The 18,653-nt window shown below is 72.0% G+C and carries 19 protein-coding genes and 1 pseudogene; 9 read left to right on the forward strand and 11 right to left on the reverse strand.

Annotated features, from left to right (window positions below; genetic code table 11):
• Positions 1-165 (forward strand): annotated as a pseudogene (locus tag ACIP89_RS36830) (ketol-acid reductoisomerase); the annotation flags it as partial.
• A 75-nt stretch (positions 166-240) separates the two neighbouring features.
• Here the strand turns inward: ACIP89_RS36830 and ACIP89_RS36835 are convergent.
• The 5 genes from ACIP89_RS36835 to ACIP89_RS36855 all read right to left on the reverse strand — a co-directional run bounded on the left by ACIP89_RS36835 (position 241) and on the right by ACIP89_RS36855 (position 7,753).
• Positions 241-3,615, reverse strand: coding sequence for a pyruvate carboxylase (locus tag ACIP89_RS36835; protein ID WP_402118815.1), 3,375 nt, complete (start codon positions 3,613-3,615; stop codon positions 241-243).
• A gap of 268 nt (positions 3,616-3,883) precedes the next feature.
• Positions 3,884-4,669: an SDR family oxidoreductase gene (locus tag ACIP89_RS36840; RefSeq protein WP_402118817.1), complete on the reverse strand. Its 786-nt coding sequence runs from the start codon at positions 4,667-4,669 to the stop codon at positions 3,884-3,886.
• Positions 4,670-4,743: 74 nt separating this feature from the next.
• Positions 4,744-5,730 (reverse strand): acyl-CoA dehydrogenase family protein, encoded by a 987-nt coding sequence (locus ACIP89_RS36845; protein WP_402118819.1) that lies wholly within the window; start codon positions 5,728-5,730, stop codon positions 4,744-4,746.
• On the reverse strand, positions 5,730-6,905 hold the full coding sequence (locus tag ACIP89_RS36850) for an acyl-CoA dehydrogenase family protein (RefSeq protein ID WP_402118822.1): 1,176 nt from the start codon (positions 6,903-6,905) through the stop codon (positions 5,730-5,732). The genes ACIP89_RS36845 and ACIP89_RS36850 overlap by 1 nt, the downstream gene beginning before the upstream one ends.
• The gene (locus tag ACIP89_RS36855; RefSeq protein ID WP_401930309.1) at positions 6,905-7,753 is read right to left on the reverse strand and encodes an enoyl-CoA hydratase; all 849 of its coding nucleotides are present in this window, start codon (positions 7,751-7,753) and stop codon (positions 6,905-6,907) included. The genes ACIP89_RS36850 and ACIP89_RS36855 overlap by 1 nt, the downstream gene beginning before the upstream one ends.
• 46 nt (positions 7,754-7,799) lie before the next feature.
• On the opposite strand from ACIP89_RS36855, the gene ACIP89_RS36860 reads away from it, so the two are divergent.
• Genes ACIP89_RS36860 through ACIP89_RS36875 form a run of 4 tightly spaced genes read left to right on the forward strand, consistent with a single transcriptional unit; the run spans position 7,800 to position 10,526 of the window.
• The gene (locus ACIP89_RS36860; RefSeq protein ID WP_401930757.1) at positions 7,800-7,955 is read left to right on the forward strand and encodes a hypothetical protein; all 156 of its coding nucleotides are present in this window, start codon (positions 7,800-7,802) and stop codon (positions 7,953-7,955) included.
• Entirely contained in the window at positions 7,952-8,737 is a 786-nt protein-coding gene (locus ACIP89_RS36865) for an SDR family oxidoreductase (protein ID WP_401933124.1), read from the forward strand. Before ACIP89_RS36860 ends, ACIP89_RS36865 begins: the two co-directional genes overlap by 4 nt.
• Complete coding sequence (locus tag ACIP89_RS36870) at positions 8,734-9,336, forward strand: TetR/AcrR family transcriptional regulator (RefSeq protein ID WP_401930313.1); 603 nt, start codon at positions 8,734-8,736, stop codon at positions 9,334-9,336. Before ACIP89_RS36865 ends, ACIP89_RS36870 begins: the two co-directional genes overlap by 4 nt.
• A gap of 32 nt (positions 9,337-9,368) precedes the next feature.
• Positions 9,369-10,526, forward strand: coding sequence for an acetyl-CoA C-acetyltransferase (locus ACIP89_RS36875; protein ID WP_401930315.1), 1,158 nt, complete (start codon positions 9,369-9,371; stop codon positions 10,524-10,526).
• A 24-nt stretch (positions 10,527-10,550) separates the two neighbouring features.
• Here ACIP89_RS36875 and ACIP89_RS36880 read toward each other — a convergent pair whose 3' ends face one another.
• The 5 genes from ACIP89_RS36880 to ACIP89_RS36900 all read right to left on the reverse strand — a co-directional run bounded on the left by ACIP89_RS36880 (position 10,551) and on the right by ACIP89_RS36900 (position 15,191).
• Entirely contained in the window at positions 10,551-11,543 is a 993-nt protein-coding gene (locus ACIP89_RS36880) for a DUF6215 domain-containing protein (protein WP_402118823.1), read from the reverse strand.
• A 180-nt stretch (positions 11,544-11,723) separates the two neighbouring features.
• Positions 11,724-12,782 (reverse strand): NAD(P)H-dependent flavin oxidoreductase, encoded by a 1,059-nt coding sequence (locus ACIP89_RS36885; protein WP_402118881.1) that lies wholly within the window; start codon positions 12,780-12,782, stop codon positions 11,724-11,726.
• Between the two features lie 14 nt (positions 12,783-12,796).
• Positions 12,797-13,576: a CoA-transferase subunit beta gene (locus tag ACIP89_RS36890; protein WP_401930319.1), complete on the reverse strand. Its 780-nt coding sequence runs from the start codon at positions 13,574-13,576 to the stop codon at positions 12,797-12,799.
• Positions 13,573-14,421, reverse strand: a complete 849-nt coding sequence (locus ACIP89_RS36895) for a CoA transferase subunit A (protein WP_402118883.1) — start codon at positions 14,419-14,421, stop codon at positions 13,573-13,575. Before ACIP89_RS36895 ends, ACIP89_RS36890 begins: the two co-directional genes overlap by 4 nt.
• A 14-nt stretch (positions 14,422-14,435) precedes the next feature.
• Positions 14,436-15,191: an enoyl-CoA hydratase family protein gene (locus ACIP89_RS36900; protein WP_401930321.1), complete on the reverse strand. Its 756-nt coding sequence runs from the start codon at positions 15,189-15,191 to the stop codon at positions 14,436-14,438.
• A 139-nt stretch (positions 15,192-15,330) separates the two neighbouring features.
• Here ACIP89_RS36900 and ACIP89_RS36905 point away from each other — a divergent pair, with 139 nt between their 5' ends.
• The 3 genes from ACIP89_RS36905 (at position 15,331) to ACIP89_RS36915 (ending at position 17,300) form a co-directional block, all read left to right on the forward strand.
• Positions 15,331-16,251: an SDR family oxidoreductase gene (locus ACIP89_RS36905; RefSeq protein WP_402118826.1), complete on the forward strand. Its 921-nt coding sequence runs from the start codon at positions 15,331-15,333 to the stop codon at positions 16,249-16,251.
• Between the two features lie 235 nt (positions 16,252-16,486).
• A complete protein-coding gene (locus ACIP89_RS36910) occupies positions 16,487-16,831 on the forward strand; it encodes a hypothetical protein (RefSeq protein WP_401930324.1) in 345 nt (114 codons plus the stop codon).
• A 145-nt stretch (positions 16,832-16,976) separates the two neighbouring features.
• The gene (locus ACIP89_RS36915) at positions 16,977-17,300 is read left to right on the forward strand and encodes a hypothetical protein (protein WP_401930326.1); all 324 of its coding nucleotides are present in this window, start codon (positions 16,977-16,979) and stop codon (positions 17,298-17,300) included.
• A gap of 853 nt (positions 17,301-18,153) precedes the next feature.
• Here the strand turns inward: ACIP89_RS36915 and ACIP89_RS36920 are convergent.
• A complete protein-coding gene (locus ACIP89_RS36920) occupies positions 18,154-18,300 on the reverse strand; it encodes a hypothetical protein (RefSeq protein ID WP_402118827.1) in 147 nt (48 codons plus the stop codon).
• A 54-nt stretch (positions 18,301-18,354) separates the two neighbouring features.
• Here ACIP89_RS36920 and ACIP89_RS36925 point away from each other — a divergent pair, with 54 nt between their 5' ends.
• Positions 18,355-18,633, forward strand: a complete 279-nt coding sequence (locus ACIP89_RS36925; protein WP_402118830.1) for a hypothetical protein — start codon at positions 18,355-18,357, stop codon at positions 18,631-18,633.
• Positions 18,634-18,653: the final 20 nt, after the last annotated feature.

The following is an 18,653-nucleotide window of genomic DNA, read 5'->3' on the forward strand; positions in this document are numbered from 1 at the left end:
GCCGAGATCCAGGACGGCACCTTCGCCAAGGCCTGGATGGCGGAGTACCACAACGGTCTGCCCAAGTACAACGAGTACAAGAAGGCCGACAGCGAGCACCTGCTGGAGACCACGGGCCGTGAGCTCCGCAAGCTCATGAGCTGGGTCAACGACGACGAGGCGTGACCGCACACGGCCCGCGGGACACCCGGCCGCCGGATTCCGGCGCCGGTGCCCCGCGGGCCTCCTCCAGGGGGTCCGTCAGGCGATCTCGATGAGCAGATCGCCCGCCTCGACCTGCTGGACCCGGCCGATCGCCAGACGCCGGACCGACCCGGCGGACTGGGCGGTGATCGACGCCTCCATCTTCATGGCCTCGATGGTGGCGACGGTCTGGCCCGCCGAGACCGAGGCGCCCTCCGCCACCTGGAGGGTGACGACCCCGGCGAACGGGGCCGCGACGTGGCCCGCGTTGCCCCGGTCCGCCTTCTCCGCGGCCTTGACCTCGGTGGCGACGGACCTGTCCCGCACCGAGACCGGCCGCAACTGCCCGTTGAGGGTGGCCAGTACGCTGCGGAAGCCGCGCTCGTCGGCCTCGGAGATGGCCTCCAGCTCGATCAGCAGGGTGACACCCGGGTCGAGCGTGACCGTGTGCTCGGTCTCCGTCTCCAGCCCGTACAGGAAGTCCTGGGTCGGCAGGACGGAGGTGTCGCCGTACGCCTCGCGGTGGGCCTCGAACTCCTTGGTCGGACCGGGGAAGAGGAGCCGGTTCAGGGTCGCCCGGGGCGACTTCTCCAGCCCCTCGCGGTCCTCGTCCGACAGCCGCGGCGGCTGCGCCTTCTCAGGGCGGCCCTTCAGCGCGCGGGTACGGAACGGCTCGGGCCAGCCGCCGGGCGGGTCACCCAGCTCGCCGCGCAGGAACCCGATCACGGAGTCCGGCACGTCGAACCTGCCGGGGTCGGACTCGAAGTCGGCCGCCTCGACGCCCGCGCCCACCAGATGCAGCGCCAGATCGCCCACCACCTTGGACGACGGCGTCACCTTCACCAGCCGCCCGAGCATCCGGTCGGCCGCCGCGTAGCAGTCCTCGATGAGCTCGAAGCGGTCGCCCAGACCGAGGGCGATGGCCTGCTGGCGGAGGTTGGACAGCTGCCCGCCGGGGATCTCGTGGTGGTAGATCCGGCCGGTGGGCGAGGCGAGACCGGACTCGAAGGGGGCGTAGACCTTGCGGGTCGCCTCCCAGTAGGGCTCCAGGTCACCGACGGCCTGGAGCGAGAGGCCGGTGGCCCGTTCGGTGTGGTCGGTGGCGGCGACCAGTGCGGACAGCGAGGGCTGGCTGGTCGTGCCGGACATGGAGGCGACCGCCGCGTCCACCGCGTCGACTCCCGCGTCGATGGCGGCGACCAGGGTGGCCAGCTGCCCGCCGGGGGTGTCGTGGGTGTGCAGATGGACCGGCAGTTCGAACCGCTCGCGCAGCGCGGTGACCAGGGTGCGGGCGGCGGGCGGGCGCAGCAGCCCGGCCATGTCCTTGATGGCGAGGACATGGGCGCCCGCGTCCACGATCTGCTCCGCCAGGCGGAGGTAGTAGTCCAGCGTGTAGAGGGTCTCGCCGGGGTCCGAGAGGTCCGCGGTGTAGCAGAGCGCCACCTCCGCGACCGAGGTGCCGGTGGCGCGCACGGCGTCGATCGCCGGGCGCATCTGGGAGACGTCGTTGAGGGCGTCGAAGATCCGAAAGATGTCCATTCCGGCGGTCGCGGCCTCGGCGACGAACGCCTCGGTGACCTCGGTGGGGTAGGGCGTGTAGCCGACCGTGTTGCGGCCCCGCAGCAGCATCTGGGTGCAGATGTTGGGCACGGCCTCCCGGAGCTTCACCAGCCGTTCCCACGGGTCCTCGGCCAGGAAGCGCAGCGCCACGTCGTAGGTGGCGCCGCCCCAGCATTCGAGGCTCAGCAGCTGCGGGGCGGTCCGCGCCACGTGCGGGGCGACGGCCAGCAGGTCGAGGGTCCGCACCCGGGTGGCCAGCAGTGACTGGTGCGCGTCGCGGAACGTGGTGTCGGTGACGGCGACGGCGGCCTGGGCGCGCAGCTCGGCGGCGAAGGCCTCCGGGCCGAGGGCCGCGAGGCGCTGGCGGGAACCGGCGGGCGGCGACCCGGCAGGCAGGGCCGGCAGCTTGTCCGCCGGGTCGATGACGGACGGGCGGGGGCCGTAGGGCCGGTTGACGGTGGTCTCGGCCAGGTAGCCGAGCATGCGGCTGCCCCGGTCGGCAGAGGGGCGGGCCCGGATCAGCTCCGGGTGCTCCTCGATGAAGCTCGTCGTGATGCGCCCGGCCCGGAAGTCGGGCTGGTCCAGCACGGCGCCCAGGAACGGCAGGTTGGTCGCCACACCCCGGATGCGGAACTCCGCGATGGCCCGGCGCGCCCGGCGGGCCGCGTTGGTGAAGTCGTGCCCGTGGCAGGTGAGCTTGACGAGCATCGAGTCGAAGTGGGCGGACACTTCCGCGCCGGTGTGGACGGTGCCGCCGTCCAGCCGGACCCCGGGCCCGCCGGGGGAGCGGTAGGCGGAGATGGTGCCGGTGTCCGGCCGGAAGCCGTTGGCCGGGTCCTCGGTGGTGATGCGGCACTGCATCGCGGTGCCGTTGAGGGTGATGTCGTCCTGCGAGAGGTGCAGTTCGGGCAGCGTCATGCCGGCCGCGATGCGCAGCTGGGCGATGACCAGGTCGCGGCCGGTGACCTGCTCGGTGACGGTGTGCTCGACCTGGATGCGCGGGTTCATCTCGATGAAGACGTGGTTGCCGCGCTCGTCGACGAGGAACTCGACCGTGCCCGCGTTGACGTAGCCGATGTGGTGGGCGAAGGCGACGGCGTCGGCGCAGATCCGGTCCCGCAGCTCCGGGTCGAGGTTCGGGGCGGGCGCGATCTCGACGACCTTCTGGTGGCGGCGCTGCAACGAGCAGTCCCGCTCGTACAGGTGCACGACATTGCCCTCGGCGTCGGCGAGGATCTGCACCTCGATGTGGCGGGGGTTGATGACCGCCTGCTCCAGGAAGACCGTCGCGTCACCGAACGCGGAGCGCGCCTCGCGCATGGCCGCGTCGATCGACTCGCGCAGCTCGCCCGCCGCGGCGACCCGGCGCATCCCGCGTCCGCCGCCGCCCGCGACGGCCTTGACGAAGACCGGGAAGCCGATGTCGTCCGCCGCCGCGACGAGCGCGTCGACGTCCTCCGAGGGCTCCGAGGACTTCAGCACCGGTACGCCGGCCTCCCGGGCGGCGGCGACCGCGCGGGACTTGTTCCCCGTCAGGTTCAGCACCGAGGCGGGCGGCCCGACGAACGTGATGCCGGCCTCCGCGCACGCGGCCGCGAGGTCCGGGTTCTCGGAGAGGAAGCCGTAGCCGGGGTAGATCGCGTCGGCGCCCGCCTTCCGGGCGGCCTTGACGACCTCTTCGACCGAGAGGTAGGCGCGCACCGGATGTCCGGGCTCCCCGATCCGGTAGGCCTCGTCCGCCTTGGCCCGGTGGAGCGAGTTGCGGTCCTCGTGGGGATACACCGCCACCGTGGAGATCCCGAGCTCGAACGCGGCGCGGAACGCGCGGATCGCGATCTCACCGCGGTTGGCGACCAATACCTTCTCGAACATCAAACTCCCCAGTCGTGTCACGAGCGCGTGGCGTCAGGACGGGCGATGTCGCACGGGTGCACCGGTCGGTGTCCCGTGGTCACTCGGCGGCGGCGGACCGCTTCGGGACGTCCAGGGTCCGTCCGGCCCGAAGCGTTCGACACCGTACCGGAGACCTACCCGCAGATCGCGGACACAGAGGATGGTCTGCGTCACGTGGGCGGGCCGGGTTCCGGTCCGCCCGGCGAGAGAAGGGGGCGCGGGGCCGAAGAGGGGGGCGCGTATGTCCTCACCCCGGTTCGCAGGCCGCCTTCGCGGCGAGGTAGCGGGCCGGGAACTCCCCGCCGCCGTGCACCGCCAGATCCGCCCCGTTGACATATCCGGACAGCTCGCTCGCGAGGTACAGGCAGGCCTGGGCGACATCCTCCGGCACGGCCATCCGGCCCATCGGGATGACGCTCGCGACCGAGGCGCCGCCGTCCGCGCCGTAGACCGTGGCCGCGCCCGGCGTGCGGATCAGCCCGGTGGTGATGTGGTTGACCCGGACCGCCGGCGCCCACTCCAGGGCCAGCGCCCTGGTGAGCGCGAGGAGTCCGGCCTTGGCGGCGGTGTAGGCGGCGGTGCCGGGCTGCGGGTCGTGGGCGGAGACGCTGCCGATGTTGACGATCGAACCGCCGCCCCGGTCCCGCATGACGCGGTGGGCCGCCTGCGCCACGTAGAAGGGCGCGAGCAGATTGAGCGCGACGACCTTCTCGACGAAGCGCGGTGAGACGGTGGCCGCGTCGGCGTCCGGCGAGCCGCCCGCGTTGTTGACGAGCACGTCGAGCCGGCCGAAGCGCTCCACCGCACCGTCCACCAGCGTGGACGCCGCCGCCGGGTCGCGCACGTCGGCGGCGAGGAAGACGGCCTCCCGGCCCCCGGCTGAGGGCAGGGTGTCCGGGGTGGCGCGGCCGCAGACGACCACGTCCGCCCCGGCCCCGAGGAAGGCCGCGGCGATGGCGGCCCCGATGCCCTTGGTGCCGCCAGTGACCAGCACCACGCGCCCGGTGAAGTCCAGCGGGCTTTCGCTGTCCATGATGTGAGGCCTCTCTTGTCCGACGGGTTCCAGCGGGTCGTCAGCCTCATCCGGCTGGTCCTCCGCGTGTGCGGTCAGCCGGCGAGTACGCGGGCCCGGCACGCGGCCGGGGTGCCCCAGGCGTCCCGGAGCGGACGGGCCTTGCGGATCCACAGCGACAGGTCGAGCTCGTCGGTGTAGCCCACCGCGCCGTGCAGCTGGAGGGCGGTGCGCGCCGCCCGGTACGCCGCCTCGCCCGCGGTGACCTTGGCCGCGGCGATCTCGCGCCCCGCCCCGTCGTCTCCGGCGGCGAGCGCCAGGGCGGCGCCGTGCACCAGCGGCTCGGTGAACTCCAGGGCCAGCAGGGTGTCCGCCAGCCGGTGCTTGACCGCCTGGAAGGACCCGATCGGCACGCCGAACTGAGTGCGCTGGCTGACGTAGGCGACGGTACGGGCGAGCAGGGTGCGGCCGACCCCGAGCGCCTGGGCCGCCGTGGCGAGCGCGGCGACATCGGCCGCGTACCGTGCCGCGTCGGTCACCTCCGGCCCGCGGGCGACGACCGTGCCCCCGGACGGCCGCGACAGCCGCCGCGCCGGATCGGCCGACGGCTGCACGGGACCGGGACCGGCGGCGAGGCGCAGGGTGTCGCCGTCCGCCACGAACACCGCGTCGGCCGCGTCCGCGTCCAGTGCGTACGGGCCGAGCGAGGTCAGGCAGAGCGAGACGAGGGAGGTGCCGGAGGCGATGGCGGGCAGCCGGGCGGCGGCCGCGGCCGGGTCTCCGAGCCGGTCCAGCAGCGCTGCCGCTGCCACCGTCTCGACCAGGGGTCCGGGAACCGCGTGGCGGCCCAGCGCATCGAAGGCGACGGTGAGTTCGACCGGCAGCGGGCCGAATCCGTCGTGCTCCTTCGGGACCGCGAGGGCGAACACCCCGGCCTCTGCCAGCCGTGCCCAGAGCGCCCGCCCCGGAGCGTGGTCTCCGGTGGCCCAGGACCGGACCACGGCCGGGGTGTCGCCGGCGGTGAGCAGGGCGTCGAGCGAGCGGGCGAACTCCCGCTGCTCGGCGTCGGGGAAGAAGCGCATCACCGGCGTCCCTTCGGCAGGCCGAGCAGCCGCTCGGCGATGATGTCGCGCTGGATCTCGTTGGTGCCCGCGTAGACGGGTCCGGCCAGGGAGAAGGTGTAACCCTCCGCCCAGGCCCCGCCGGCGGGCGATTCGCCCGCGTGGTCCGCGAGTTCGCCGTACGGGCCGAGCAGGTCGAGGGCCGTCTCGTGGAGGGCGATGTCCAGTTCGGACCAGTAGATCTTGTTGAGGCTGGAGGCGGCCCCGGCGGGCCCGCCCTCCTCGTGCAGTACGCGGGAGGCGCCCCGGTAGGAGAACAGCCGGTAGGCGCGGGCCCCGATCACGGCGTCGGCCACCCGGTCGCGCAGCGCCGTGTCGGCCGGATCGCCGTGTTCGCGCCACAGCGCGGCCAGCCGGTCCGCGGCGGCCGTGAACCGGCCCGGACTGCGCAGGGTGAGTCCGCGTTCGTTCCCGGTGGTGCTCATCGCGACCCGCCAGCCCTGTCCGGGCTCACCGATCACGTCCTCGTCGGGGACGAACACCTCGTCCAGGAAGAGCTCCGCGAAGGCGGGCTTCCCGTCGAGCCGCCCGATGGGGCGCACGGTGACACCCTCGGCGTCCAGCGGGAACATCAGATACGTCAGCCCCCGGTGCGGCCGGTCCGCGTCCGGGTCGCTGCGGAACAGGCCGAAGGCGCGGTCCGCGAAGGCGGCCCTGGAGGACCAGGTCTTCTGGCCGCTGAGCAGCCAGCCGCCCTTCGTCCGTACGGCCGTCGAGCGCAGCGAGGCCAGATCCGATCCGGACTCCGGCTCGGACCAGGCCTGCGCCCAGATGACCTCGCCGCGCGCCATCGGGGGCAGCACGCGGGCCCGCTGCTCTGCGGTGCCGTTCTCGAAGAGGGTGGGGGCGAGCAGACTGATGCCGTTCTGGCTGACCCGGCCGGGCGCCCCGGCGGCGTAGTACTCCTCCTCGAAGACCAGCCAGCGCAGCAGCGAGCCGCCGCGTCCGCCGAACTCCTCCGGCCAGGACACCACCGACCAGCGGTCCGAGGCCAGGGTGGCCTCCCACTCCCGGTGGGCGGCGAATCCGGCGGCGGTCTCCAGGGACGGCAGGGGGACGGCCGGCACATGCTTGGCCAGCCAGTCGCGCACCTCGGTCCGGAACTCCTCGTCGGCTGCGTCGAAATCGAGGTCCATCAGGCACCCGCCTCCTTCATCGCCCGGATGTCCATGCCGCCCAGCGCGTCGGGCGCGGTCTCGGCGTTGTGGGCGTGCGCCAGGTGGTGCAGCCCGAAGACCGAGTCCATACCGGCGTGCAGGCCCTGCAGATCCTCTGCCTGGTTGACGGCGCGCTTGGCCAGGGCGAGGCCCAGGCGCGGCATCTGCGCGATCCGCAGCGCCAGCTCGCGGGTCCGCTCGGGCAGTTCCTCCCGGGGGACGACCCGGTTGACCATGCCGACCTCGTACGCGCGCCGTGCGCTCATGCGGTCGCCCGTGAACAGGAACTCCTTCGCGATCCGGGGCGGCATCACCCAGGGATGCGCGAAGTACTCGACACCGGGGATGCCCATGCGGACCACCGGATCGGCGAAGAAGGCGTCCTCCGAGGCCACGATCAGATCGCACACCCAGGCCAGCATCAGGCCGCCCGCCACACACGCGCCCTGTACGGACGCGATGACGGGTTTGGGCAGCTCCCGCCACCGGCGGCACATCCCCAGATACACCTCGGACTCGCGGGCGAAGCGGCTCTCCGCACCCTCCTTGTCCGAGTGGTCCCACCAGAGCCCCGCCCGGCGCTCGAAGGGGAGATGGGCGTCGCGCTCCGGGGTGCCGATGTCGTGGCCGGCGGAGAAGTGCCCGCCCGCTCCCGCGAGTACGACGGTCTTCACCTCGCTGTCGTCGGCCGCGCGGTAGAAGGCCCGGTCCAGGGCGTAGGTCATGGCGGAGTTCTGCGCGTTGCGGTAGTCGGGCCGGTTCATGGTCACCGTCGCGACGGGTCCCCGCTTCTCGTAGCGCACCGGTTCGTCATGGGCAGCGGACATCAGCCCCTCCTTCCCTAACAAGTGTTTGGTAGATTAACGTATGCCCATGAGCACCGTCGAGGAGTTCCGCACCGGGATCCGCGGCCGGCAGCGGCTGTTCCTCTTCTCGCGCGCCGGCACCCCCTACGCCGGATCCGACGGGATCCGGCGCGCCATCACCGCCGAGCGCGTCCTCGGCCCGCCCAAGGAGAGTCGCCCGTGACCACCCAGCCGCCCTATGTAGCAGGGCACTCGCTCCTGGCCGGACGCACCGCCGTGATCACCGCCGCCGCGGGCGCCGGGATCGGCGGCGCCACCGCCCGCAGGTTCCTGGAGGAGGGCGCCCGGATCGTCATCGGTGACGTCCACGCACGCCGGCTGGGGGAGAGCGCCGCCGCGCTGGCCGAGGAGTTCGGTGCCGACAACGTCGCCGCCCTGCCCTGCGACGTCACGGACCAGGAGGAGGTCGACGCCCTGTTCGGCTTCGCCGCGGAGCGCCACGACGGCCTCGACATCGTCGTCAACAACGCGGGCCTCGGCGGCACCGCGGATCTCGTCGACATGACCGACGAGCAGTGGTCGAAGGTCCTCGACGTCACCCTGAACGGCACCTTCCGCTGCACCCGGGCCGCCCTGCGTCACTTCAAGGACCGCGCCACCGGCGGCATCGTCGTCAACAACGCCTCCGTCGTGGGCTGGCGCGCCCAGCGCGGCCAGGCCCACTACGCCGCCGCGAAGGCCGGCGTGATGGCACTCACCCGGTGCGCCGCCCTGGAGGCCGCCGACTTCGGCGTACGGGTCAACGCCGTCGCCCCGAGCCTGGCCATGCACCCGCACCTGGTGAAGGTCACTACCCCCGAGCTGCTCGCCGAACTCACCGAACGGGAGGCCTTCGGCCGGTACGCCGAGCCCTGGGAGATCGCCAACGTCATCGTCTTCCTGGCCAGCGGCTACTCCTCGTACATGACGGGGGAGACCGTCTCCGTCAGCAGCCAGAGGGCGTGACCGCGATCGCCGGGAACGCCAACGCCGAACGACGCGCCGAACTCCTGGCCACCGCCGCCGAGGTGTTCGCCGCCCAGGGCTACAACGCCACGACCGTCCGCCGGATCGCGGACGAGGCCGGGCTGCTCGCGGGCAGCCTCTACTACCACTTCGACTCCAAGGAATCGATGCTGGACGAGATCCTCTCGGCCTTCCTGGACGAGCTGTGGACGGGCTACGGCACCGTTCTCGCCGCCGGACTCGGGCCCGCCGCGACCATCGAGGCACTCGTCACCCAGTCCTTCCGGCAGATCGACCGGCACGGTCCGGCGGTCGCCATCTACCAGAAGGAGTCGGGCCGGCTCTCCGCCCAGCCGAGATTCGCCTACCTCACCGGCTCCCGGGCGAAGTTCGAGGACGCCTGGCTGCGGACCCTGGAACGCGGCGTCGCCGAGCAGGCCTTCCGCAGCGACCTGGACGTCAGGCTCGTCTACCGCTTCGTCCGCGACACCGTCTGGGTCGCCGCCTCCTGGTACCGCCCCGGCGGCGCCCACAGCCCGGAGGAGATCGCCCGCCAGTACCTGTCCATGGTCCTGGAAGGCATCACCCCACGTACCTGACACGCCATCATCTTACTTACGAAGGAGCAGTCATGGCCGAGGCCTACATCGTCGACGCGGTACGAACCCCGGTCGGCCGGCGCAAGGGCGGGCTGTCCGCCGTCCACCCCGCCGACCTCGGGGCGCACGTCATCAAGGCGCTGATCGAGCGCAGCGGGGTCGATCCGGCGGCCGTGGAGGACGTCGTCTTCGGCTGCCTGGACACCGTCGGCCCGCAGGCCGGCGACATCGCCCGCACCGCGTGGCTCGCCGCGGGCCTTCCGGAGGAGGTGCCCGGCACCACCGTCGACCGGCAGTGCGGCTCCTCCCAGCAGGCCGTCCACTTCGCTGCCCAGGGCGTGCTGTCCGGCACCCAGGACCTGGTCGTCGCGGGCGGCACCCAGAACATGTCCATGATCCCCATCGCCTTCGCCAGCCGCCAGGCCGCCGAACCACTGGGGCTGACCGACGGCCCGTACGCGGGCTCCGTGGGCTGGCGGGCCCGCTACGGCGACGCGCCGGTCAACCAGTTCCACGGCGCCGAACTCATCGCGGACAAGTGGGGCATCAGCCGCCAGGACATGGAGGAGTTCGCCCTGCGCTCGCACCGGCGGGCCCTGCACGCCATCGACGAGGGCCGCTTCGACCGCGAGACCGTCGCCTACGGGGACGTCCGGGTGGACGAGGGGCCGCGCCGGGACACCTCGCTGGAGAAGATGGCCGGGCTCAAGCCGGTCGTCGAGGGCGGCAGGCTGACCGCCGCGGTCTCCTCACAGGTGTCCGACGGCGCCTCCGCGCTGCTCATCGCCTCCGAACGGGCGGTCGCGGAGCACGGCCTCACCCCCCGCGCCCGCGTGCACCACCTCTCGGTGCGCGGCGAGGACCCGATCCGGATGCTCTCGGCGCCGATCCCGGCGACGGCGTACGCCCTGAAGAAGGCCGGGATGTCCATCGACGACATGGACCTCGTCGAGATCAACGAGGCGTTCGCCCCGGTCGTCCTGGCCTGGCTGAAGGAGACGGGTGCCGATCCCGGCAAGGTCAACGTCAACGGCGGCGCCATCGCGCTCGGCCACCCGCTCGGCGCCACCGGCACCAGACTGATGACGACCCTGCTGCACGAACTGGAGCGCACCGGCGGCCGCTACGGCCTGCAGACCATGTGCGAGGGCGGCGGCCAGGCCAACGTGACGATCATCGAGCGCCTCTGATACGTACCGGCCGGGCCGGGTGACTCATCGGGCCGCCCGGCCCGGGATCGCCGGAAGAACCTCCTCGGCGATGTCGAGGAGGACGCCGTCGTCCGGGAGGGCACCGGTCTCGCTCCAGACGGTGATGTCGTAGTAGCCGCCCGCGTCCTTCCGGTCGAGAGCCACGGTCAGCGTCCTGGCGAGCGGGCCCTCCTCGACGGGCCCGCCGGAATCCCCGCTTCCGAGGTTGATCTCGAACTTCATGGTGGGATCCGAGGTGAAGACCGCGGGCCGGCCGAGAATCGTCTCCGTCCTGTTGTCGTCACCTCCGGCCTTCTTCATCTTCACGTACTGGGCGACCGACAGTTCGTTGTACGTGGCCGAGAGGTTCACGGTGTACGTGTCGAACTCGACCTGGGCTTCGGGCTCGGCCACCTTCCCGCTGGTCAGGGCCGAGGTGCCGCTGGTGCCGGTGGCCGAGGTCGCCCTTTCGTCCGGCGTTCCCATGAGCGCTGCCAGGTCGGGACGGTTGAGCGCCTCGCACAGTTCGTCACCGGTGGCGGCCTCCGGAGTCCTGGCGTACGCCTTCGGCAGCTTCCCGTCCTCGCTGTCCGAACAGGAAGCGGACGCGGGTGTGCTGTCCTCGCCGTCCGCGGTCATGTGGGGAGCGACCCACACCGCGGCCGCGAGCGCCCCGAAGAGGGCCACGGCCGCGAACGCCTGCCCCCAGGCGTTGGGTTCCTTCTTCGGTGTCGCGAGTGCGGCTCCGGGCTGCGGCAGTGGCACTGGCAGTGGTTGCGGCGCGGCGCCGTCCGCCGGGGCCTGCTGGTCCGGGCTCCGGCGGGCGCGCCACGCACGGACCACCGTGTGGACGCGCACCACGGTGAACACGAGGAAGGCCGTGCCGATGGCGGCCGCGGGCCAGCTCTGTTCGTGAGCGGCGAGATACATGACGCGTACGCCGAAGACGGACCCGACCAGGATGAAGAGGGGCTCTCGGACCCAGAAGGGCAGGAGGCGAAGGAGGAGACCGAGCATCCGGTGATCTCACCAGAGCACCGCGGCAACCGCTGTGATGGAAGCCATAATTCCGCTCTGGTGCAGACTTTTCCGGCGCCCTGCCGGCCACGGGCACTTCCGCAACGTGCGAGTTCGCCGTCGTCGACGACGCGAGGGGGCGGCCCGCGGGTCCGGACCGCCCCCTCGCGTCCGCGTGCGTCAGGAGCTCCGTTCAGCCCCCGGCAGCGACTTCAGCACGGCCACCGCCTCGGACATGATCCGCTCGACCAGCTCCGCGCAGGACGGCAGATCCTCGATCAGACCCGCGACCTGCCCCGAGGCCATCACCCCGATATCGGTACGGCCCTCGACCATCGAGGCCTTGAGCAGCATCGGTGTGTTGGCGGCCAGCAGCACCTGGCTCCAGTTCAGTTCCCTGCCGTGCTTCATCGCCAGTCCGTCGCGGATCAGCCCGCGCCAGCTCGCGCCGGTCTCCTTCCGGAAGGCGGAGGCGTGCCGTACCGCTCCCAGCAGCGCGGCGGCCCGGCCGGAACGCTCAAGCGAGTCGACCATCTCCGTGCGCAGCATGCGGTGCGGCAGCCCGTCGACCCGGTCGGTGACCGTGACGTCCTTGACGGTGGCGGCCAGGTACTTCGCCTTCACCGCCGCCGGGACGGTGCTGTCGGAGGTGAGCAGGAAGCGCGTGCCCATCCCGATGCCGGCCGCCCCGTAGGCGAGCGCGGCGACCAGGCCGCGGCCGTCGTGGAAGCCGCCCGCCGCGATCACCGGGATGTCCACGGCGTCCACGACCTGGGGGAGCAGCACGGTGCTGGCCACGTCGCCCGTGTGGCCGCCGCCCTCGCCGCCCTGCACCATCACCGCGTCGGCGCCCCACGCGGCGACCTTCTCCGCGTGCCGTCTCGCGCCCACGGACGGGATGACGACGACGCCCGCGTCCTTGAGCCGCGCGATCAGCTCCTTCGACGGGGCGAGCGCGAACGACGCCACCCGCACACCCTCGTCGATGATGATCCGTACCCGCTCGGCCGCGTCGCCCGCGTCCGCGCGCAGATTGACGCCGAACGGCGCGTCCGTACGGGACCTGACCTCGCGGACCGCCGCGCGCAGCTGCTCCACGGTCATCGTCGCGGAGGCCAGGATGCCGAGCGCGCCCGCGTTCGCGGAGCCGGACACCAGCCGGGGACCGGCCACCCAGCCCATGCCGGTCTGCACGAGCGGATACCGCACCCCGGTCAGTTCGGTGAGCGCGGTCGGCAGCGGCGCGGGCCCGGTCATGCCGGGACCTCGCGCTCGCGCAGCCCCTTCGGGTCGATGACCTCGCGGATCAGCCGGAGTTCCGCCTCCGACGGGTCCCGGGTGAGCGGCACCCCGTCGGGGATCGCGAGGGCGAAACCGGTGGCCCCGGTGACTTCCTCGACGCTCACCCCGGGGTGCAGGGAGCGCAGCCGCATAGTGCGGTCGGGGGTCTCGAAGTCGAAGACGCCCAGGTTGCTGACCACTTCGGGGATGCGGTGGTAGCGGGTCGCGGACGGGCCGGCCTCCGCCGCCCGCTCGTAGCCGACCCCGCTGACCATGTCCACGTGCTCCACGAACACCCGGGACGAGTGTTTCGGAACCCAGTAACTCGTCGGGTTGTTGAGGGTGTTGACCGGGGCGCCGCGGACCCCGAGCAGCTGCCGCTCGGGCCTGTCCCAGGGGCCGATGCAGGAGATGTTCTGGTTGCCGTGCCGGTCGATCTGGCTGGCGCCCATCATCACGTGCCGCCGGCCGGTCGCGGTGAGCGTCAGGTGCTGGCGGAAGGGCAGCCAGCCCTCGATGCTGGAGGCCCGCGCCCCCAGCGCGGGGGTGTCGCCCGTCAGCAGCGCCTCCCCGTCGGTGAGCAGCAGTTCGGGCGAGAAGGTGAGCCTGGCCAGGCGCGCCCCGATGGCCGGGACGGTGCCCATCGGGCTGGCGAGGATCTCGCCGGCGTTCCGCCACGCCTCGGCGCACGCCACCACGCAGTACTCCGCACGGGTCGCCGCCGCGATGCCGGTGGATTCGGTGCCGGTCATGCTTCCTCCTGGTGGAACGCGGTGACGGCGGCCTGGTAGGCGGCCTCGTCCCCTGACAGGAACCGTTCGACGAAGGCGGGCCAGGCCTCGGGGTCGCGGGCGGCCCGGACGTAGGCGCGCTGGAAGCTCTCGTCCCGGTCGTGGTCGGGCACGCAGGAGGTGAAGTGCGCGCCGTTCGGCGTCTCGACGACGCCGTCCACGAACAGCCGCTTGACCAGCAGGGTCTGCGGCCCGTGTTCCTTGAGCAGATCCGCCGTCTCCACGATCTGTTCGCAGGAGACGTAGCTGTGGTCCGCGGCCTCGCAGAACAGATCGTCGAAGTACGGATCGGGGCCCAGGTACTGGCCGTTGCCGTGGACGTCCGCCCGGTTGAGGTGGACCAGGGCCGCGTCCAGCCGCAGGGCCGGCGCGGCGACCAGCTTCTCCCCGTCCTCGTACGGTGAAGTGACCGTACGCAGAACCGGGTTGACCTTCATCAGGTCGGAGCCCAGGCCGGCCCGCACCGGCATGAACGGCAGCCGCTGCGCGCCCGCCGTCAGCCCCCACATCATCATCGCCTCGTCGAGCTCGACCATCTCGAACGCGCCGCGCTGCCGGGCGGCGGTGAAATGCGGCTCCAGAGGTATCGAGTCCAGCGTCCCGAACGCCGCGACCAGCTTGCGGATCCTTCCCGCGGCGGCGAGCAGCCCGACGTCGGGCCCGCCGTACGACACCACGGTCAGGTCGGTGACGTCCGACCGCAGCACTGCCCTGACCAGGGCCATCGGCTTGCGGCGCGAGCCCCAGCCGCCGATGCCGACCGTCATCCCGCTCTCCAGCCGGCCGACGACGTCGTCGGCCGTCATCGTCTTGTCCTGTGTCACGTCTGCTGCTCCTTGTCCGTGCCGAAGGTGTCGCGCACGCGGTCGGCGACGCCACTGAGGTTGGCCTCGAAGGTGAAGCCCTGCTCGAAGCGGTAGCTGCGGCGCACGTCGACCGGGTCGATGCCGTTGATGGCCGCCTTGGCCAGCCGGATCAGGTATCCGTCCTTGGCCGCGATCTCCCGGGCCAGTTCCCCGGCGGCGCGGGGCAGCTCGGCGCGCGGGACGACGCTCCACACCGAGCCGTGTCCGTGCAGCTCCTGGGCCGTGACGGTGCGCGAGGTGTAGTACAGGGTCCGCATCAGATGCTGCGGCACCAGCCGGGCCAGATGCGTGGCCGCCCCGAGCGCGCCCCGGTCCAGCTCCGGCAGTCCGAAGGTCGCGTCGTCACTGGCCACGATCGCGTCGGCGTTGCCCACCAGGCCGATGCCGCCGCCGAGGCAGAAGCCGTGTACGGCGGCGACGACGGGGACCTCGCACTCGTAGACGGCCGCGAACGCCTCGAAGCAGCCCCGGTTGGCGCCGATCAGCGCCTCCGGCCCGTCCGTGCGCTGCATCTCCTTGATGTCCACGCCCGCGTTGAACCCGCGGCCTTCGGCGGTGAGCACCACGCAGCGGACGTCCGGGTCCGCCCCGGCGGCGCGCAGGGCGACGGCGAGCTCGTACCAGCCCTGTACGGGGAGGGCGTTGACCGGAGGGAAGTCCACGGTGACGACGGCGACGCCCTCTTGAGGGACGGAGGTGGAGACACCCATGAGCAGATCAGCTACCTTTCCACCAAACGTTTGTTAGATTCAACGTAGCAGTGATACGGACGCCGCGGGAGAGCGTCGGTCCACTCGTTGGTCCCGGCGCCCCGTTCTCCGCTCGTCGCCCCTCGAAAGGACACTCGTCATGACCTCATCGACAGCCCTGTGCGCCGGTCGCGTCGCCGTCGTCACCGGCGCGGGCCGCGGACTCGGTCGCGCCCACGCCCTGGCCTTCGCCGCCGAGGGCGGACAAGTCGTCGTCAATGACCTCGGCGTGGGACCCGACGGCTCCGGTACCACCGCCGGCCCCGCCCAGCAGGTCGTCGAGGAGATTCGCGCGGCAGGCGGCGAGGCCGTCGCGCACCACGGGGACATAGCCACCACGGACGGCGCGGCCTCGCTCGTCGCGACCGCCCTCGACTCCTTCGGCCGCCTCGACACCCTGGTCAACAACGCCGGATTCCTCCGCGACCGGATGCTGGTGAACCTGGACGAGGACGACTGGGACGCGGTGACCCGCGTCCATCTCAGGGGCCACTTCCTGCCGCTCAAACACGCGGCTGCGCACTGGCGCGCCGAGGCGAAGGCCGGCCGGGTCCCGGCGGCGAGGGTCGTCAACACCGGCTCCGGGGCCGGGCTGCTGGGCAGCGTCGGGCAGGGCGGTTACTCCGCCGCCAAGGCCGGGATCATCGCCCTGACCCTGGTGGCCGCCGCCGAGATGGGCCGCTACGGGGTGCAGGTCAACGCGATCGCCCCGGCGGCCCGGACCAGGATGACCGAGGAGACCTTCGCCGAGACCATGGCGGCGCCCGCAGGGGGAGGGTTCGACGCGATGGCCCCGGAGAACGTCTCGCCGCTCGTCGTCTGGCTGGGGTCCGAGGCGTGCGCCGGGGTCAGCGGCCGGGTCTTCGAGGCCGAGGCCGGGCGGATCACCGTGATGGAGGGCTGGCGGCCCGGCCCCACCGCCGACAAGGGCGCCCGCTGGACCCCGGCCGAGGCCGGGGCGGCCGCGTCCGGACTGCTCGCGGCCGCCGAGACACCGCAGCCGGTGTACGGGGCGCGCTGAAGCCGCTCCGCGGCGGGGGAGGCGCGACGGCCTGGTAGGACCACGGCGTGAGGGTCTGGTACGACGACGGCGTGACGCCCTGTCACGCGGTCCCCGCGTGAGGGTGTCCGGTGTCATCGAACCTTGACCGATTGCCACTGAAGTTTGACCACCGTGCGGTTCGTGCCATCGAACCTTGACCGCCCAGGTCAGGGCCTCGCCAAGCGGTGTCAGACCCTTGCTGAATGATCGGGCCATGCTGATTGCGACCAACGAACGCGGCCATGTGGTGAAGCGGCCCTCCAAGCTGGCCATCGGGAGGATGCTGGCCGACCTGCAACGGGGGAACGCTCACCTGGTCTTGGAGCGGGTGGACGAGGAGCGGCCCGGCAGCTGGTACATCCAGGTCCTGCTCCGCGAGAACAACACCTTCCAGCTCGAATACCGGGACGGCGTGGCTGAGCTGCACTACCAGACACAGACGGTCTCCCAGGAGAAGATCCTGGGGGCCCTGCTCGGCTGGGCCGGTGCAGCGCCGGAGTGGCGGGACAGCTTCATGTGGAACAACATCTCCGAGCAGTTCGGCCCGAGCACCCGTTAGAGCCCGGGGCCGCCGGGTGGCGAGGAGCCCTCGACTGGTGCGCATACGGGCTGACCTGGGTGTTCAAGTGCTTTCTGTCCTCGGTTCGCTCGCTCCGTCTTGGCCGGGCGACGGCGGGCGCCTGCGGCGCGCCATACTGCACGTCGTGAATCGCGAAGATCTGGCCACGGCTCTCGAACGACATGCGACCGACGCCGCTAACGAGGCCGCCCTGGCCCTGCGGGCCGGGGCAGTCTTCAAGGTGTGGGAAGGGCTGCAGTCGGCTCACCGCTACCTCGACATCTACGCATGGCGGGCTGAGTGCATGGCACAAGACGGCATCTCCACCTGCAAGGACTTCGAACAGGGGTTGCCGAATCTTCGGCGTGCGGGAGATGACCCCGTTGCCTTGGGACGTGTCGATACCGCCGAAGGCACCCACCTGGTCTTCCTGGACACCGACCTGAAGTCATGCGTTGCCGTGCTGTAGGAGGGGCACCTCCCCCAGCAGCGCCGTCGGGCAGCGCCCCACGCCCGTCAAACTTCGCTGAGACGGGTCACTGTCGTCGGGATCTCACCGAGTTTCCGTGCTCTGTAGGCGGCCTGTCGGCAGGCGTGCGAGCACCACCGTCGGGCTGCTGAGGCCGAGTCCATGGGGGATCGGCAGAAGCCGCAGGTCGGGCCCGTGGGGACGCTGTGGCCAGCGAGGGGTTGGGCTGGGTTCTGCTGGCGGTGGAGGTAGTCCTGGTCTCGGCATCGCTGGCAGTAGCCCGCCGGACCGCGGCGGCTCATGGGGATGCGATGGATGATCTCGCCGTACTTCGTGCAGAGTTTTGCCGGGGAGGCGGTCGGGGCCGGAGGCTCGGGGGGCCGCTCGACTCCTTGGCGGTGCGCCATCCGGCGGCAGCGTGGGGAACACCAGGACGGCGTGCTCTTCCCTGGGGTTCGGGGCAGTTCGATCCCGCAGTAACCGCAGGTCGGGGTGCCGATGGTGCGTCGCAGATGGGCGCGTTGGCGGCAGCGGGCGGAACAGTGGCGCCGGGGGCTTCCGCCAGCGATCCCCTTCGGCGGGAGCGGGGCATCGCACTCGGCGCATCGCGCCGCCGGGCCCTCGAGGGCTTCCCGCAGAGCGGCGGGGTGACGGCCGGTCGCCGCGGCAAGCCGGCCCCAGCTCGGCTTCCCGCGGTGGTGGGGCGGCGGGCAGAGGTAGTCCCGCAGGTAGGCGGGCTGGAGGTGGTTGGCCTGGGCGAGGCGGACGATGAAGGCCTCGACGCCTTCGCGGTCTAGAGGCCGCACTTGGCGCGGGAGGCGGGAGACGGTGGGGTCCGGCTCCGTGTCGGGGGTCACCGGACGGTCCGCTTGCGGGGCTTGGGCGAGGCGGCGAGGTCGAGCGGAACGTCCTCCAGGCCGTACTTGGTGAGTTCCTCGGTGCCGGTGAGGATCGCGTCGATCGCGGCGCCGCGGATCTGGTGGGACAGGGAGCCGATCATGCCGCCGCAGCGTTCGTGGAGGAAGCGGTCGAGGCGGATTAGGCTGAAGGGTTCGTGCTTGAGCAGGACCAGCGTGCCTTCCAGGGTCCTGACCAGGCCCTTCCACTCGGGTCCGTAGGGGAAGGGGTGGGTGCGGATGAGGCTGAAGCGGCCGGCGATCTGTTCACCGCGGACGCCGGCCAGGGGTCGCTCGACGTTGATGCCGGCGTAGACGAACGTCGCGGGGATGCGCTCGGAGAAGTACTTGAGGGTGTCGGAGACCTCGGCGCCGTTGCGGCTGGTCAGCGAGATGTTGTGGAGCTCGTCGGCTTTACCGACTGCAGGAGCTCGTGAACCGGCTCTGAACTGCGACG

It is taken from the genome of Streptomyces sp. NPDC088730 (assembly GCF_044751215.1).
In the GTDB taxonomy this organism is placed as follows: domain Bacteria; phylum Actinomycetota; class Actinomycetes; order Streptomycetales; family Streptomycetaceae; genus Streptomyces.

Coding starts and splice junctions, on each gene's coding strand:
- ACIP89_RS36845 (WP_402118819.1), bottom strand. CDS start 5,730: ATGCGCTTCTTCCCCGACGCCGAGCAGCGGGAGTTCGCCCGCTCGCTC.
- ACIP89_RS36840 (WP_402118817.1), bottom strand. CDS start 4,669: ATGGACAGCGAAAGCCCGCTGGACTTCACCGGGCGCGTGGTGCTGGTC.
- ACIP89_RS36875 (WP_401930315.1), top strand. CDS start 9,369: ATGGCCGAGGCCTACATCGTCGACGCGGTACGAACCCCGGTCGGCCGG.
- ACIP89_RS36900 (WP_401930321.1), bottom strand. CDS start 15,191: ATGGGTGTCTCCACCTCCGTCCCTCAAGAGGGCGTCGCCGTCGTCACC.
- ACIP89_RS36855 (WP_401930309.1), bottom strand. CDS start 7,753: ATGTCCGCTGCCCATGACGAACCGGTGCGCTACGAGAAGCGGGGACCC.
- ACIP89_RS36905 (WP_402118826.1), top strand. CDS start 15,331: ATGACCTCATCGACAGCCCTGTGCGCCGGTCGCGTCGCCGTCGTCACC.
- ACIP89_RS36850 (WP_402118822.1), bottom strand. CDS start 6,905: ATGGACCTCGATTTCGACGCAGCCGACGAGGAGTTCCGGACCGAGGTG.
- ACIP89_RS36835 (WP_402118815.1), bottom strand. CDS start 3,615: ATGTTCGAGAAGGTATTGGTCGCCAACCGCGGTGAGATCGCGATCCGC.
- ACIP89_RS36890 (WP_401930319.1), bottom strand. CDS start 13,576: ATGACCGGCACCGAATCCACCGGCATCGCGGCGGCGACCCGTGCGGAG.
- ACIP89_RS36895 (WP_402118883.1), bottom strand. CDS start 14,421: ATGACGGCCGACGACGTCGTCGGCCGGCTGGAGAGCGGGATGACGGTC.
- ACIP89_RS36920 (WP_402118827.1), bottom strand. CDS start 18,300: ATGATCGGCTCCCTGTCCCACCAGATCCGCGGCGCCGCGATCGACGCG.
- ACIP89_RS36910 (WP_401930324.1), top strand. CDS start 16,487: ATGCTGATTGCGACCAACGAACGCGGCCATGTGGTGAAGCGGCCCTCC.
- ACIP89_RS36880 (WP_402118823.1), bottom strand. CDS start 11,543: ATGCTCGGTCTCCTCCTTCGCCTCCTGCCCTTCTGGGTCCGAGAGCCC.
- ACIP89_RS36860 (WP_401930757.1), top strand. CDS start 7,800: ATGAGCACCGTCGAGGAGTTCCGCACCGGGATCCGCGGCCGGCAGCGG.